Origin of the sequence: Streptomyces sp. SID486, assembly GCF_009865385.1 — a bacterium.
In the GTDB taxonomy this organism is placed as follows: domain Bacteria; phylum Actinomycetota; class Actinomycetes; order Streptomycetales; family Streptomycetaceae; genus Streptomyces.
In genome coordinates, this window is the sequence record NZ_WWJT01000779.1 from 1 (window position 1) to 15496 (window position 15496).

At 73.7% G+C, this 15496-nt stretch carries 11 protein-coding genes; 7 read left to right on the plus strand and 4 right to left on the minus strand.

The window, feature by feature from the left end; translation table 11 throughout:
- Positions 1-82: 82 nt before the first annotated feature.
- Complete coding sequence (locus GT045_RS36760; RefSeq protein ID WP_161336868.1) at positions 83-1894, minus strand: 3-hydroxyacyl-CoA dehydrogenase; 1812 nt, start codon at positions 1892-1894, stop codon at positions 83-85.
- 381 nt (positions 1895-2275) lie between these two features.
- Here GT045_RS36760 and GT045_RS36765 point away from each other — a divergent pair, with 381 nt between their 5' ends.
- On the plus strand, positions 2276-2857 hold the full coding sequence (locus GT045_RS36765) for an adenylosuccinate lyase (protein WP_161293288.1): 582 nt from the start codon (positions 2276-2278) through the stop codon (positions 2855-2857).
- Between the two features lie 7 nt (positions 2858-2864).
- Here GT045_RS36765 and GT045_RS36770 read toward each other — a convergent pair whose 3' ends face one another.
- The 3 genes from GT045_RS36770 to GT045_RS36780 all read right to left on the minus strand — a co-directional run bounded on the left by GT045_RS36770 (position 2865) and on the right by GT045_RS36780 (position 6438).
- On the minus strand, positions 2865-3386 hold the full coding sequence (locus tag GT045_RS36770; protein ID WP_161336869.1) for a GNAT family N-acetyltransferase: 522 nt from the start codon (positions 3384-3386) through the stop codon (positions 2865-2867).
- 293 nt (positions 3387-3679) lie between these two features.
- Complete coding sequence (locus tag GT045_RS36775) at positions 3680-5245, minus strand: alpha/beta hydrolase (protein ID WP_161295641.1); 1566 nt, start codon at positions 5243-5245, stop codon at positions 3680-3682.
- A gap of 149 nt (positions 5246-5394) precedes the next feature.
- Complete coding sequence (locus GT045_RS36780) at positions 5395-6438, minus strand: Rv2578c family radical SAM protein (RefSeq protein WP_161295643.1); 1044 nt, start codon at positions 6436-6438, stop codon at positions 5395-5397.
- A gap of 133 nt (positions 6439-6571) precedes the next feature.
- Between GT045_RS36780 and GT045_RS36785 the strand changes: the two genes are divergently transcribed.
- The 6 genes from GT045_RS36785 (at position 6572) to GT045_RS36810 (ending at position 15495) form a co-directional block, all read left to right on the plus strand.
- Positions 6572-7015 carry an SRPBCC family protein gene (locus tag GT045_RS36785; RefSeq protein WP_161295645.1) on the plus strand — a complete coding sequence of 148 codons (444 nt, stop codon included), beginning with the start codon at positions 6572-6574 and terminating at the stop codon, positions 7013-7015.
- Between the two features lie 318 nt (positions 7016-7333).
- Positions 7334-9781 (plus strand): MFS transporter, encoded by a 2448-nt coding sequence (locus GT045_RS36790; RefSeq protein WP_161336870.1) that lies wholly within the window; start codon positions 7334-7336, stop codon positions 9779-9781.
- 176 nt (positions 9782-9957) lie between these two features.
- Positions 9958-12474, plus strand: a complete 2517-nt coding sequence (locus tag GT045_RS36795; protein WP_161336871.1) for a SpoIIE family protein phosphatase — start codon at positions 9958-9960, stop codon at positions 12472-12474.
- A gap of 77 nt (positions 12475-12551) precedes the next feature.
- Positions 12552-13271, plus strand: coding sequence for a class I SAM-dependent methyltransferase (locus tag GT045_RS36800; protein ID WP_161295651.1), 720 nt, complete (start codon positions 12552-12554; stop codon positions 13269-13271).
- 93 nt (positions 13272-13364) lie between these two features.
- Positions 13365-14198, plus strand: coding sequence for a M55 family metallopeptidase (locus GT045_RS36805; protein ID WP_161295653.1), 834 nt, complete (start codon positions 13365-13367; stop codon positions 14196-14198).
- Positions 14191-15495, plus strand: coding sequence for a M20/M25/M40 family metallo-hydrolase (locus GT045_RS36810; RefSeq protein WP_161336872.1), 1305 nt, complete (start codon positions 14191-14193; stop codon positions 15493-15495). Before GT045_RS36805 ends, GT045_RS36810 begins: the two co-directional genes overlap by 8 nt.
- Position 15496 lies beyond the last annotated feature (1 nt).

The window sequence follows — 15496 nt, forward strand, 5'->3', positions numbered from 1 at the left end:
GGGCCGGGCGGCCGGGCCGGCGCCGCCCGGGTCCAGCAGGCCGCCCCAGTCCGGCTCCGTCCGCAGCCGGTCGCCGGCGCCGTCAGCGGCGGGCATACTCGCGGAAGCCGCGGCCGGTCTTGCGGCCGAGGCAGCCCGCGGCCACCAGGTGCTCCAGCAGCGGCGCCGGGGCGAGGCCGGGGTCGCGGAACTCGCGGTGCAGCACCTTCTCGATGGCCAGCGAGACGTCCAGCCCGACCACGTCCAGCAGCTCGAACGGCCCCATCGGGTAACCGCCGCCCAGCTTCATCGCCGCGTCGATGTCGTCGAGGGTCGCGTAGTGCTCCTGCACCATCTTGATCGCGTTGTTGAGGTACGGGAAGAGCAGCGCGTTCACGATGAAGCCCGCGCGGTCCCCGCAGTCGACGGCGTGCTTCCTGATCCTGCCGCACACCTCGCGGACAGTCGCGTGCACGTCGTCCGCGGTCAGCACCGTCCGCACGACCTCGACCAGCTTCATGGCCGGCGCCGGGTTGAAGAAGTGCATGCCGATCACGTCCTGCGGGCGCGAGGTGGCCCGGGCGCAGGCCACGACGGGCAGCGACGAGGTGGTGGTGGCCAGGACCGCGCCCGGCCTGCACACCTTGTCCAGCGTCTGGAACAGCTGCCGCTTGACCTCCAGGTCCTCCGCGACCGCCTCGACGGCCAGGTCGACGTCCGCGAAGGCGTCGTACGACCCGGCCGGGACGATCCGGTCCAGGACCTGCGCGGCGGCCTCCGCGGTGAGCCTGCCCTTGTCGACGGAACGGGACAGGGACTTGCCGATGCGGGCCTTGGCCGCCTGGGCCTTCTCCTCGCTGCGGGCGGCCAGCACCACCTGGTAGCCGGCCTTGGCGAACACCTCGGCGATACCGGAGGCCATGGTGCCGCTGCCCGCGACACCGACCGCGTGGACGGCACGGCCGGGGGCGGCGGCGCCGTCCTCCGCCGGGGTCAGCGCGTCCGGCACCACCGTGCCGCTGCCCGGGGCCTCGTAGGTGTAGAAGCCGCGCCCGGTCTTGCGGCCCGTCAGGCCCGCCTCGCTGAGCTGCTTGAGGATCGGGGCGGGGGCGTGCAGCCGGTCCCGGGACTCGGCGTACATCGCCTCCAGGACCGTACGCGCGGTGTCGACGCCGATCAGGTCCAGCAGGGCCAGCGGGCCCATGGGCAGACCGCAGCCGAGCCGCATGGCGGCGTCGATGTCCTCACGGGAGGCGTACCGGGCCTCGTACATCGCGGCGGCCTGGTTCAGGTAGCCGAAGAGCAGTCCGTCCGCGACGAAGCCCGGCCGGTCGCCGACCGCGACCGGCTCCTTGCCCAGCTCGACCGCGAGGTCGGTGACGGCGGCGACCGCCTGCGGCGCGGTCAGCACCGAGGAGACGACCTCGACCAGCTTCATGGCCGGCGCCGGGTTGAAGAAGTGCAGGCCCAGCACGCGCTCGGGGCGTGCCGAGTCGGCGGCCAGCCGGGTCACCGACAGCGCGTTGGTACCCGTGGCGAGGATCGTCTCCGGGCGGACGATGCCGTCCAGCTCGCGGAAGATCTGGTGCTTGATCTCGTACGACTCCGGGGCCACCTCGATGACGAGGTCGGCGTCGGCCGCCGCGGCGAGGTCGGTGGCGGTGCGCACCCGGGCCAGCGCCTCGGTGCGCTGCTCCTCGGTGAGCCGGCCGCGCGTCACGGCACGGGCGGTGGCGGACCGGAGGACGGCGAGCGCCTCGGCGGTGCGGGCCTCGCTGAGGTCGATGCCGATCACCTCGCGGCCGGCCCTCGCGAGGACCTCGGTGATGCCGGTGCCCATGGTGCCGAGGCCGACGACGGCGATCGTCCTGAGCGGGGACGGGGACAGAGGGGTGTCGGACAGGGGAGTGGCCATCGCGGGACTCCAGGAATGAGGGTGACGACGAGGGAGCGCCGTGGTGCGCCCGCCAGGACGCACCACGGAGCTTGCGGAGTGCGGGTGTTGCCGGGCTGCGAGCGCACACGCCCGGTACTGCCGGTGCCGCGGGCGTGCACACGCCCGGGAACGGCGGAACTTCCGACCGGCTCTGTCCCGGAGCCGGGTCGTACTGCGGTACGTAGGGCGTACCGAACCGACAGACTCGCCCGCGACGGCTGCGTCACCAAACCGTCGCCAGCGGAAACGCGAGAGGGTTACTCGCTCGTATGAGCTTAACCGGCGGGTAACGAGCGCGCTAGTCCCCGGACTTTGTGATGTGGCTCCCTCGGCCGCCGCGACCCCTCTACGCTGGACCTCGTGGACGAAGAGTTGCGCTCGCTCACGGAACGCTTACGGCAGGAGTCGGGCGGCTCGGCGGCGTTCGACCGCCTGCTCGCCACCGGGGACCAGGACGCGCTGGCCGAGGTCCTCACCGCGCCCGGACAGCCGCTGTGGGCCAGGGAACTGGCCGCGTTCCGCCTCGGCCGCGCGGGCGACCGGCGCGCCTTCGAGGCCCTGGTGCTGCTGCTCAACCACCGCGACCCGCCGCGCTGCGCCTCCGCCGCGCACGCCCTCGCCCGCCTCGGCGACCCGCGTACGGCCCGGGCCGCCGCCGCCCTCGCCACCAACGAGCTGCGCGTCGCCTACGCCCTGCACCCGGTACGGCTCCTGACCGCCCTGCGCGCCCCGGAGTCCGTGCCCGCGCTGATCACCACGCTGGAGCGGCGGCTGCGCCCGCACGACCCCTACCGCCGCGTCGCCCTCGCCTGTGTGGAGGGCCTCGGCGCGCTCGGTGACACCCGTGCCCGCCGCGTGCTGAACGAGGCCCTGGCACACCCGGCACTCGCCGAGGCGGCGGTGCACGCACTGGCCCGCATCCCGCAGCAGCAGCCGGGGTGACGCCCGGTCAGCCGCGCAGGTTCTTCACGTACCGCACCTCGGGCACCGGTACGCCCCCCGCCTCGAACGGCTCCTCGGCACCGTCGGCGTGGAAGCCGGCGCGCTCGTAGAACCGGCGGGCGGGCGTGTTGTCCTTCAGGACCCACAGCAGCATGCGCGGGCAGGGGCACCGCTCGACCGACGCGGCGAGCAGCGCCCGTCCGATCCCGCGGCCGAGGTGCGCCGGGTCGACGTAGATCGCGTACAGCTCGGCGTCGCCGGGCTCCGCCGCGCCGTCCCGGTACGGCCCGTGCGCCGCCCACCCGGCCACCTCGCCGTCCCGTTCGGCGACCAGGTTCACCACCCGGCCGTCGCCCTGTCCGAAGCGGGCCCGGCGCCGCCCGGCGTCCGCCGTGACGCTGAGACCGTCCAGATACGGCTGCGGCATCAGCCCCCGGTAGGCGTGCCGCCAGCCGCGGATCCGGATCTCGGAGACGCGGTCGCAGTCGGCGAGTGTCATGGGGCGGATGCGTGTGCGGGGCTCGTCCATGACGGAACCCTAGGGAACGGCCCTGGGGTACAGCCCGGGATTTTCCTCCGAGCCCCGGCCCCGGCCTCGCCGCTCCCACCCCGGCCTCCCGGCTCCCACCTCGGCCTCCCGGCTCCCGTCCCGGCCTCCCGGCTCCCACCTCGGCCTCCCGGCTCCCGTCCCAGGCTCCCGGCTCCCGGCTCCCGTCCCGGGCTGCGGAGACCGGCCCTCCGGACCGGCCGCCGCGCCGCCGCCACACCGCCGCCGCCTCGCCGCCGGGCCACCACCACACCGCCGCCGCGCCGCCGGGGTGGTCAGCCGCGGAAGCCCAGCAGGCCGTGCAGGGTGGAGCCGCGGGACGCCGTCGACGCCGCCTTCGCCGCCAGCGGCTTGGGGTCCGGCGACTTGGCGCAGACCGCGTCGGCCGTGCCCGTGCCGCGCGGTACCCGGCCGTCGGCCAGATAGGCGGCCAGGTACCCGTCCAGGCACGCGTTGCCGCTCAGCGTGACGCCGTGGTTGCCCCCGCCCTGCTCGACCACCAGGCTGGAGCGGGCCAGCAGCCCGTGCACCGTCACACCGCCCGCGTAGGGGGTGGCGGCGTCCTCGGTCGCCTGGAAGAGCAGCGCCGGCGGCAGCTTGCCGTTGGCGATGTTCACCCGCCGCAGCGGAGCCGCGGGCCAGAACGCGCACGGTGCGTTGTACCAGGTGTTGTTCCAAGCCATCAGGGGCGCCTTCGCGTACACCTCCCAGGTGTCCGCACGCCAGCGCCGCCAGGCGCGCGGCCAGGAGGCGTCACGGCACTGCACCGCCGTGTAGACGCTGTAGCCGTTGTCCCCCGAGGAATCCACGGCGGCGAAGTTCTCGTACGCCTCCACCAGCGGTCCGGTGGCCCCGCGGCGGGCGTAGGCGGCGAACGCCTCGGCGAGGTAGGGCCAGTAGCCGTCGTAGTAGCCGCCGGGGGTGAAGGTGTCCTCCAGCTCGGCGGCGCCGACCTTGCCGCCCGCCGGCCGCTTCGCCAGCGCCGCTCTCATCGCGTACCAGCGGGCCTCGATCCGCGCCGGGTCCTTGCCGAGCCGGTAGTCGGCGTCGTGGGCCGCGATCCAGGCCATCAGCGCGCGGTGGCGGCCGTCGAAGGCGTAGTCCTGGCCGAGGTTGTCCCGGTACCAGACGCCGGTCGGGTCGACGATCGAGTCCAGCACCAGGCGGTGGACCCGCCCGGGATAGAGCTTCGCGTACACCGCGCCCAGGTAGGTGCCGTAGGAGTAACCGAAGTAGCTGATCCGCGGCGCGCCCAGCGCCTGCCGGACGGTGTCCAGGTCCCGGGCCGCGCTGACGGTGTCCATGTACGGCAGCACGTCGGCGTACTTCCGGCCGCACGCCGCGGCGAAGGACCGGGCGCGGTCGAGGTTCGCCCGCTCCAGCGCGGCGGTGGCCGGCACGGAGTCCGGGCGGCCCGGCCTGAAGTGGCCGGGCACGCAGTCCAGGGCGGGCCTGCTGCGGCCGACACCACGCGGGTCGAAGCCGATGACGTCGTACCGGGCCGCCACGCTCTTCGGCAGCGCCGAGGCGACGAACCCGGCGAGCGCCAGGCCGCTGCCCCCCGGGCCGCCCGGGTTGACGAGCAGCGGCCCCTGAGAGGCCCGCGCGGTGTGCGGGACGCGGGTCAGCGCGAGCGTGATCTGCCGGCCCGAGGGGTGCGCGTGGTCCAGCGGCACCCGCACGGAGGCGCACTGGAGGGTGGGGTGGTCGCGGGTGCCGCACTTCTTCCAGGCGGCCTTCGGCACGGCGGCGGGGCCGGCCGCGGCCTGTGCGGGCACGGCGGTCAGCGAGCCCGCCACCACGGCGGCGGCAGCGCACAGCGCGGCTGCGCGTGTTCTCATACGGGTCCTCCCGGGACGGAGGGTCGCGGCGAGCCGCGAGGCTCACGGTTCTCGCCGGATCGTCCCGGTCTCGGGGCGCCGCAGAACCCGTTGCGGCGATACTTGACCCAATCGGGCCGCGAGATGCGCCCTAACGCCCCCGGAAGCCCTCACATGAGGCTGAGCTGGACCGGCTCCGCCCCGGCGGGGGCGGACGCCGGTCCGGCCGGGCGGATCCGGCGGGCCCGTGCGGCGCGCGTCGGCCCGATCCCGTACTCCCGTGCCAGGTCGTGCACCTGACGGGTGATCCGGCGCTGGTACCACGTGGGCGCGTAGGCGCCCTCCGCGTACAGCCGCTCGTACCGGCGCACCAGGTGCGGATGGTGCTGTCCGAGCCAGGCCGTGAACCACTCCCGGGCGCCCGGGCGCAGGTGCAGCACGAGGGGCGTGACGGAGGTGGCCCCGGCCGCCGCGACGGCGCGCACCGTGTCCCGCAGGCTGTCCGGGTGGTCGCTCAGGAACGGGATCACCGGCGCCATGAGCACCCCGCAGCCGATGCCGTGCTCCGCGAGGGCGCGCACGACGTCCAGCCGGCGTTCGGGCGCGGGCGTGCCCGGCTCCACCGTGCGCCACAGCTCGGTGTCCAGGAAGCCGACCGAGACCGAGATGCCCACGTCCGTCACCTGCGCGGCCCGCACCAGCAGGTCCAGGTCGCGCAGGATCAGGGTGCCCTTGGTCAGGATCGAGAACGGGTTGGCGTGGTCGGTGAGCGCGGAGATGATGCCCGGCATCAGGCGGTAGCGGCCCTCGGCGCGCTGGTAGCAGTCGACGTTCGTGCCCATCGCCACGTGGTCGCCCTGCCAGCGGCGGGAGGCCAGCTGGCGGCGCAGCACCTCCGGCGCGTTGACCTTGACCACGATCTGGCTGTCGAAGCCGATCCCGGTGTCCAGGTCCAGATAGCTGTGCGTCTTCCTGGCGAAGCAGTACACGCACGCGTGCGTGCAGCCCCGGTAGGGGTTGACCGTCCATTCGAACGGCATGCGCGAGGCGCCCGGCACCCGGTTCAGCACCGACCGCGCCCGCACCTCGTGGAAGGTGATCCCGCGGAACTCGGGCATGTCGAACGTACGGGTGGTCACGGCGTCCGCGCCGAACAGCGCGGCGTCGGTGGCCCGGCCGTGTCCGCTCTCGTCCGTGAGGTTCTCCCAGCGCATGACGCCTCCTCGCTCGTGCTGGCCACACAATAGAACATCTGTTCCCATGATCGTGCGCACCCGATTTGGGGGGCCGGGCGCCGGGGTGGTTGGCTTGCCCCAACCCCGAGCAACCAGGTCCTGGAGGAACGCAATGGCGCAGGTCGAGGCCACCACCGAGCGGGTCGTCGCGGCGGACGCGGAGAAGGTGTTCGACGCCCTCGCCGACTACCGCGGCACCCGGCAGAAGCTGCTGCCCGAGCAGTTCAGCGAGTACGAGGTGCGCGAGGGCGGCGACGGCGACGGCACCCTCGTCCACTGGAAGCTCCAGGCCACCAGCAAGCGGGTGCGCGACTGCCTGCTGGAGGTCGGCGAGCCCACCGAGGGCGAGCTGGTCGAGAAGGACCGCAACTCCTCCATGGTCACCACCTGGCGCGTCACCCCCGCGGGCGAGGGGCGCTCCCGTGTGGTCGTCACCACCACCTGGCAGGGCGCCGGCGGCGTCGGCGGCTTCTTCGAGCGGACCTTCGCGCCCAAGGGCCTCGGCCGGATCTACGACGCGCTGCTCGCCAACCTCGCCGCCGAGGTCGAGAAGTAGTCCCAAGGCCGAGGTCGAGAAGTAGCCTCAAGGCCGAGGTGGAGCGATGGCCTCGCGGGCCGAGGTGGAGCAGCAGCCTCGCGGGCCGAGGTGGAAAAGTAGCCTCGAGGTCGAGGTGGAGCGCTGTCCCCGAGGCCGAGGTGGATGAGTGACAGCCTCAAGAGCCCGTCGGTGACAGGGCGTTGACGTCCCGTTGACCCCTTCACCGGTTCGGGTGGATGTCCGCCCCGGAACGGGTCGCACCGTAACTCGCCGCAGTTGTTCGCAGTTGTCGCCTTACGCGGGAAATGTGAACAGGCGCGACGAGGGGAGCGGTTCGTGGGCGGGACGACTCTGGTGGAGCACGAGCCGGTCGTGGCACCGGCGGCGGGCGAGGAGACGGCCACCGCACCACCGCCGCCCCCCGGGCCGGCCGGTGAACTCGGGCCCCGCCGGGTCCGGTTGGTCTTCGTCGGGCTGATGCTGGCGCTGCTGCTGGCCGCCCTGGACCAGATGATCGTCGCCACCGCCCTGCCGAAGGTGGTCGGCGAACTGCACGGCCTGGACAAGATGTCCTGGGCGATCACCGCCTATCTGCTCACCTCCACCATCGGCCTGCCCCTGTACGGCAAACTCGGCGACCTGGTCGGCCGCAAGGGCGTCTTCCAGTTCGCCATCGCCGTCTTCGTCGTCGGCTCCGCGCTCGCCGGCCGGGCCGGGACCATGGACCAGCTGATCGCCTACCGAGCGGTCCAGGGCGTCGGCGCGGGCGGACTCATGATCGGCGTGCAGGCGATCATCGCCGACATCGTGCCGCCCCGGGAACGCGGCCGCTACATGGGCCTCATCGGCGCCGCGTTCGGCCTCGCCTCCGTCGCCGGCCCGCTGCTCGGCGGCTACTTCACCGACCACCTCTCCTGGCGCTGGTGCTTCTACATCAACGTCCCCTTCGGCCTGGTCACGCTGGCCGTCATCAGCGTCGTGCTGAAGCTGCCCAGGCCGCGCACGCGCGCCCGGCTCGACGTCCCCGGCGCGCTGCTGCTCGCCGCCGCCTCCACCTGCCTGGTCCTGCTCACCAGCTGGGGCGGCACCGAATACGCCTGGGACTCCCGGCAGATCCTCGGCCTCGGCGCCGGAGCCCTGCTCGCCACCGTCCTCTTCCTGGTCGCCGAGCGCTTCGCCGCCGAACCCCTCATCCCGCTGCGGCTGTTCCGCGACTCCGTCTTCACCATCAGCGGACTGGTCGGCCTGGTGATCGGCGTCGCCCTGTTCGGCGCCGCCAGCTATCTGCCCACCTTCCTGCAGATGGTCGACGGGGCCAGCGCCACCGAGTCCGGGCTGCTCATGCTGCCCATGATGGCCGGGATCGTCGGCGCCTCGATCATCGGCGGCCAGCTCATCAGCCACACCGGCCGCTACCGGATCTACCCCGTGCTCGGCGGCGCCGTCTCCACCGCCGGCATGTGGCTGCTGTCCCGGCTGGAGACCGACACACCCCGGTGGCAGTACAGCATCTGGATGGCCGTACTGGGCGCCGGCATCGGCCTGGTGATGCCCGTGCTGGTCCTCGCCGTGCAGAACTCGGTGCGCCCCGCCGACCTCGGCAGCGCCACCAGCGCCAACAACTACTTCCGGCAGATCGGCGGCAGCGTCGGAGCCGCGGTCTTCGGCACCCTCTTCGCCGACCGGCTCGCCGACGCCCTGCGCGAGGAACTGCCCCCGCGCGCCGGCACCGGGCTGCCCGACGCCGACTCCCTCACCCCGCAGCTCGTCCACGCGCTGCCCCCGGCCCTGCGCGACGCCTACATCCGCGCCTACGCCGACGCGATGCCCCGGATCTTCCTCTACCTCGTCCCGGTGCTCGCCCTCGGCCTGCTCATCGCCTTCTTCCTCAAGGAGAAACCGCTGGTGTCCCACAACGCCCCCGCCACCGACCAGGAGACCGCGCCGGTGAACGTCCCCATCCCGCAGGCCCGCATCCAGCCCGCGGCCGGGGGCACTCCCGCCCCGCCGCGGTCGTCCTACGCCGCCGGTGTCCCCGTCTGCGGCACGGTGCAGCACCCCGACGGCACCGTGGTGCCCCGCGCGGCACTCACCCTCATCGACGTCGCCGGGCAGCAGATCGGCCGGGGTGCCAGCGGCGACGACGGGCGGTACGCGCTCAGCACGCCCGGCGCCGGTGCCTACGTGCTGATCGCCGCCGCCGGCGGCCACCAGCCGCAGGCCGTCTCCGTCACCGTAGGGGAGCGCCCCGTCGAACTCGACGTGGTCCTCGGCGGCGCCGGCCGCCTCGCCGGCAGCGTGCTCACCGCCGACGGCAGCCCCGTCCGGGACGCCATCGTCACCCTCACCAACGTGCACGGCGAGGTCGTCTCCGCCACCCGCAGCGGCCGCGAGGGCGGCTACGTCATCACGGAGCTGGTCGCCGGCGAGTACACCCTCGCCGCCAGCGCACCCGCCTTCCGGCCCGCCGCGCTCCCGGTCAGCGTGCAGGCGTCCCGGGAGACCCGCCAGGACGTCGAACTCGCGGGCGGCGCCGTGCTCAAGGGCACCGTGCGGGCCAGCGGCGGCCGGGCCGTGGAGGACGCCCGGGTGACCCTGCTCGACGCCGCGGGCAACGTCGTCGACACCCTCACCACCGGAGCCGACGGAACGTTCCGGTTCGTCGATCTCTCCTCCGGCGAGTACACCGTCATCGCCGCGGGCTACCCGCCGGTGGCCACGGTGCTGCAGGTCGCGGGCGGTGGCCGCACCGAACGGGATCTCCAGCTGGGACACGAGGACTGATCCCCGGCCGGGGCACGGGACCGCCGGGGCGCACGCGGCGCGCCGGGCCGTGCGCCGGTGGCATCCGGTGACGCCAATTCCGGGATTGCCACACATCGCGACCGGGCGCCGCCGTACCGTAGTGGCGGGCGGCACAGATCGTTTGCGGACAGCCGTGGGGAGAGAGGGCCTGGGCCATGGACCGTGGCAGCGAGCGGGACACACCTCCCGGGCGCGGCATCGGCGACACCGCCGCGGGCCGGATTCCGCTGGCCGTGGTCGTCGTCGACCGCGCCGGCGCGGTGTCCCACTGGAGCAGCGGCGCACGACGGCTGTTCGGCGTGGACCGGGAGGACGCCGTCGGCCGTCCCGCGGCGGACCTGTTGCCGGTCTCCGGCGCCCTTCCCGACGACCCGCACGCGCACGACCCGCACGACCTGCACGCCCACGACGCACACGCGCACGACCTGCACGCCCACGACCCGCAGGACCGGCTCGCGTTCGACGCGCACGGCGCGTACGACGGGTCCGGCCCTGGCCTCGAGTCCTCGCTCGGCGGGCACACCGGCTACGCCACGGCCGGCCGCGCCCGCCTCCGCCCGCCCCGGCAGGCACCCGACGCCGAGCGGCTCGACGTGCTGTGGTGGGCCTACCCGCTGGTCGGCCCGGGTCCCTCCCGGCTGCTCGTGCTCGCCGCCGACGCCACCCGGCTGCGCGACGAACGCGGCTACGACGACGAGACGGCCGAACGCATCTCGCCCGGCTTCGCCCGCCACACCGAGCTGCCCGCCTCCGAGGACCTCGAACAGCGGCTGCCCGACATCCTGCCCAACATGGGCCCCGGCCTGAGCGCCCGCATCGTCGCGCAGGTCCTCGAACTCGGTTATCCGGTGCTGGAGTTCAGCCAGTTCGAGCGGGTGCCGGTCACACCGTACTGGGGCGTGCCGCGCCGCCCGGGGCGCGTCCGCGCCGACGCCGTCGTCCCGCGGGACCCCGCCGCCGCCCTGCTCCCGGCCGGCGCCGAACTGGACCTGGAGTACGCCGCCGTCCGCGAACGGCTGGAGTTCCTCAACGAGGTCAGCTCCCGCATCGGCTCCTCCCTGGACCTCGGCGAGACCATCCGCGAGGTCACCAGCGCCGCCGTGCCCCGGTTCGCGGACTTCGCCGGCACCCACCTGCGGGCGGCGGTGCTGGCGGGCGAGGGCTTCCCGGACGGCCCGCCGGACGCCCACACCGTGATGTTCCGCGTGTGGGTCGAGCACAACGACGAACCCGGCCGCTGGGACGACACCGTGCCGGTCGGCGAGTCCTTCGCCTTCCCCGAGCACACCCCGTTCTACAAGTGCATGGTCACCGGTGAACCGGTCGTCGTGCCGCAGGTCACCGACGAGCTGAACGAGCGCATCTCCGGCGAGTTCGAGAAACGCGACCTCCGGCCGCTCATCGGCGGCCGGTCCCTGCTGATCGTCCCGCTCAAGGCACGCAACGTCGTCCTCGGCTTCATGGTGCTCATGCGCCGCCCCGACCGCCCGCAGTTCGACGACATGGACCGCACCACCGGCGCCGAACTCGCCGCCCGGGCGGGCCTCGTGCTCGACAACGCCCGTATGTACACCTACCAGGAGAACGTCGCCGACACCCTCCAGGACAGCATGCTGCCGCAGGTCAGCCCGCGGATGGCCGGCTGTGACATCGCCACCCGCTACCTGCCCGGCACGCGGCTCGGCCGGATCGGCGGCGACTGGTTCGACACCATCAAGCTCCCCGGCTCCCGCACCGCCCTGGTGGTCGGCGACGTCATGGGCCACGGCCTGAACTCGGCCGCGATGATGGGCCAGTTGCGCACCGCCGTACAGACCATGGCGGCCATGGAGACGCCGCCCGCCCAGCTGCTGCGCAACCTGGACGACCTGGCCCGCCGGCTCGGCGACAACTACCTCGCCACCTGTCTGTACGCGGTCTACGACCCCATCCGCGGCGAGCTGACCCTGGCCAACGCCGGCCACATCCCGCCCGTGCTGGTCCGCGCCGCGGACGGCGGCAGCCAACTCATCGACCTGCCCACCGGCGCCCCGATAGGGGTCGGCGGCGTCCCCTTCGAAGCCACCCGCGTCAAGGTCGCGCCCGGCGACCGGCTGGTGCTGTGCACCGACGGCCTGGTGGAGGTGCGCGGCTCCGACATCGGCGAGGGCCTGGCCGCGCTCTGCGAGTCCGCCGCACACCCCGCGGCCTCGATGGACGACGCCTGCGACACCATCATCCGCGCCCTGAACACCCACGGCGGACGCAAGGACGACGTCGCCCTGCTCATGGCCCGGCTCAACGGCATCCCCGACGAACACGTCGCGGAGTGGCGGCTGGACGCCGATCCGCGCGAGGTGGGCCGGGCCCGCCGCCTGGTCCGCGAACAGCTCCTGGACTGGGGCCTGCCGCAGACGGTGGAGACGGCCGAACTGCTGGTCAGCGAGGTCGTCACCAACGCCGTCCGGCACACCGGGGCCGACCGGATCGGCCTGCGGGTCGTCCGGACCGACGCGCTGCTGTTCGAGGTCACCGACGACGAGCCCGCCCTGCCCGCCATGATCACCGCCGGTCCCGACGACGAGTCCGGCCGCGGCCTGCGTGTGGTCAGCCGGCTGGCCCGGGAGTGGGGCGCCAGTGCCACCGGGCACCGCAAGACCGTCTGGTTCGAACAGATCATCCACAACAAGTGAACTCAGGCGCGCGGCTCTTGCCCCGCCGCCGCTCCCCGCGATATCCCGATCACGGAACCCAACCGTGGGGAGATCGTATGAACGTCTCGGACAAGTACCGCAGCAACTGGGAGAGTTTCTGGGGGGAGACCCCCGACGGCCACGGAGAGGCGATCTGGGACTCCGATCCCTCCCTCGGCGCCGCACCGCACAGCGAACTGCTCCTGCCCTACGCCGACCCGGAGCGCACGATCGTCGACCTCGGCTGCGGCAACGGCACCCAGACCCGTTTCCTGGCCACCAGATTCGCCCGCGCCGTCGGCGTCGACCTCTCGCACGCCGCCGTCGAGCACGCCCGCCGGGCCTCGAAGGGCGACGCCGTCGAGTTCGAGCAGCTCGACCTCACCGACACCCACGCCGTACACGCCCTCCACGAGCGGCTCGGCGACGCCAACGTCTACATGCGGGCCGTCATCCACCAGAGCGAACCCCACGCCCGCCCCGCGGTGGCCGCAGCCGTCGCCGGGATCATAGGCAGCGAGGGCCGTGCCTTCGTGGTCGAACTGACCTCGGCCTCCCGGGACGTCCTCCGGAACGCCGCGTCCGCGCCGGGTGGGCCGGGACCCAAACTCCAGCGCGTCTTCCACCACGGGCTCAAGCCCGCCGACGCCGCCGACGGCGAGATCCCGCGCCTGCTCTCCGAGGCCGGCCTCACCGTCCTGGCCGACGGAGCGACGACCCTGCCGCAGACCGAGTACCTCGCGGACGGCACCCGCATCGAGCTGCCGGCCCGCTGGTTCGTCCTCGCGGGAGCCTGACCTCCCGCGCCGGCCCGCGCCGGCCCGCGCCGGGCGGGCCGGCCGTGCCGGGGTCGTAGCCTGTCCGCCGCTCGGCGCGTAACGTGACGCAGCATGAAGATCCTCATCAGTGCCGACATGGAGGGGGCCACGGGCGTCACCTGGCCCGCCGACGTGCTGCCGGGGACTCCGCAGTGGGAGCGCTGCCGCTCGATGTTCACCTCCGACGTGAACGCCGCCGTCGAGGGGTTCTTCGACGGCGGCGCCGAGCGGGTACTGGTCAACGAGGCCCACTGGACCATGCGCAACCTGCTCCTGGAGCGGCTCGACGAACGGGTGGAGATGCTCACCGGGCGGCACAAGGCGCTGTCCATGGTGGAGGGCGTCCAGCACGGTGACGTCGACGGCGTCGCGTTCGTCGGCTACCACGCGGGAGCCGGCATGGAGGGCGTCCTCGCCCACACCTACCTCGCCAACCAGATCACCGGGGTGTGGCTGGACGACGTACGCGCCAGCGAGGGTCTGCTCAACGCCCGTGTCGTCGCCGAGTACGGAGTCCCGGTCGTCCTCGTCACCGGCGACGACGTGGCCTGCGAGGACGCCCTCGGCTACGCCCCCGAGGCACTGAAGGTCGCCGTCAAGGACCACGTGTCGCGGTACGCCGCGGTGTGCCGTACACCGGCCCGGACGGCCGCGGACATCCGCGCGGCGGCCGCGGACGCGGCACGGCTGGCGGTCCGGCACGCACCGGTGCGGGGCGGACCGTTCACCGTCGCGGTCGAGTTCGACGCCGAGCACCTGGCGCAGGCCGCCACCGTCGTCCCCGGTGTGGTCCGCACCGGTGAGCGGAAGGTGGCGTACACGAGCGCCACCATGTACGAGGGGATCAGGACGTTCAAGGCGGTCACCACGATCGTCTCTGCCGCCGTGGAGGAGCAGTATGGCTGACCAGCTGGCCCTGGACGAGGTGGTGGAGTTCACCTCCGGCCTGATCCGTATCGACACCGCCAACCGGGGCGGCGGCGACTGCCGGGAGCGCCCCGCCGCCGAGTACGCCGCCGAGCGGCTGGCCGGGGCGGGCCTGGAACCCCTGCTGCTGGAACGCGCCCCGGGCCGCACCAACGTGGTGGCCCGGATCGCGGGCACCGACCCGTCCGCCGACGCGCTGCTGGTCCACGGCCACCTCGACGTGGTGCCGGCCGAGGCCGCCGACTGGCGCGTGCACCCGTTCTCCGGAGAGGTCCGCGACGGTGTGGTGTGGGGCCGCGGCGCCGTCGACATGAAGAACATGGACGCGATGATCCTCGCGGTGATCCGGTCCTGGGCCCGGCAGGGCGTACGGCCCCGCCGTGACCTCGTCATCGCGTTCACCGCGGACGAGGAGGCCAGCGCCGAGGACGGCTCCGGCTTCCTCACCGACCGGCACCCCGAACTCTTCGAGGGCTGCACGGAGGGCATCGGCGAGTCCGGGGCGTTCACCTTCCACGACGGCTCCGGCCGCGAGATCTACCCGATCGGGGCGGGGGAGCGGGGCACCGCCTGGCTGAAGCTCAGCGCGCGCGGCCGGGCCGGGCACGGCTCCAAGGTGAACCGGGAGAACGCGGTGACCCGGCTCGCCGCCGCCGTCACCCGCATCGGCGAGCACCGGTGGCCGCCGCGCCTCACCCCGACGGTCCGGGCCGCCCTCGACGCCCTCGCCGCCCTGTACGGCATCGACGCCGGCACCACCGACGTGGACACGCTGCTGGAGAAGCTCGGCCCGGCCGCCCGGCTGGTCGAGGCGACCGTGCGCAACAGCGCCAACCCGACCATGCTGGACGCCGGTTACAAGGTCAACGTCGTTCCCGGGGAGGCGGTCGCCCACGTGGACGGGCGCTTCCTGACCGGCACCGAGGAGGAGTTCGCCGCCACGCTGGACCAGCTGACGGGGCCGGACGTGCGCTGGGAGTTCGCGCACCGCGAGGTGGCCCTCCAGGCGCCGGTGGACGCGCCGCTGTTCGCCCGGATGCGCACCGCGGTGCAGGAGTTCGCACCGGAGGGGCACGTGGTGCCGTACTGCATGTCCGGCGGCACGGACGCCAAGCAGTTCTCCCGCCTCGGCATCACCGGCTACGGGTTCTCCCCGCTGAAGCTGCCCGCCGGCCTCGACCACCAGGCACTGTTCCACGGCGTGGACGAGCGCGTGCCCGTCACGGCGCTGCACTTCGGGGTCCGTGTCCTGGACCGCTTCCTGCGGACGGCCTAGG

Coding starts and splice junctions, on each gene's coding strand:
- GT045_RS36805 (WP_161295653.1), top strand. CDS start 13,365: ATGAAGATCCTCATCAGTGCCGACATGGAGGGGGCCACGGGCGTCACC.
- GT045_RS36780 (WP_161295643.1), bottom strand. CDS start 6,438: ATGCGCTGGGAGAACCTCACGGACGAGAGCGGACACGGCCGGGCCACC.
- GT045_RS36785 (WP_161295645.1), top strand. CDS start 6,572: ATGGCGCAGGTCGAGGCCACCACCGAGCGGGTCGTCGCGGCGGACGCG.
- GT045_RS36770 (WP_161336869.1), bottom strand. CDS start 3,386: ATGGACGAGCCCCGCACACGCATCCGCCCCATGACACTCGCCGACTGC.
- GT045_RS36810 (WP_161336872.1), top strand. CDS start 14,191: ATGGCTGACCAGCTGGCCCTGGACGAGGTGGTGGAGTTCACCTCCGGC.
- GT045_RS36775 (WP_161295641.1), bottom strand. CDS start 5,245: ATGAGAACACGCGCAGCCGCGCTGTGCGCTGCCGCCGCCGTGGTGGCG.
- GT045_RS36795 (WP_161336871.1), top strand. CDS start 9,958: ATGGACCGTGGCAGCGAGCGGGACACACCTCCCGGGCGCGGCATCGGC.
- GT045_RS36800 (WP_161295651.1), top strand. CDS start 12,552: ATGAACGTCTCGGACAAGTACCGCAGCAACTGGGAGAGTTTCTGGGGG.
- GT045_RS36760 (WP_161336868.1), bottom strand. CDS start 1,894: ATGGCCACTCCCCTGTCCGACACCCCTCTGTCCCCGTCCCCGCTCAGG.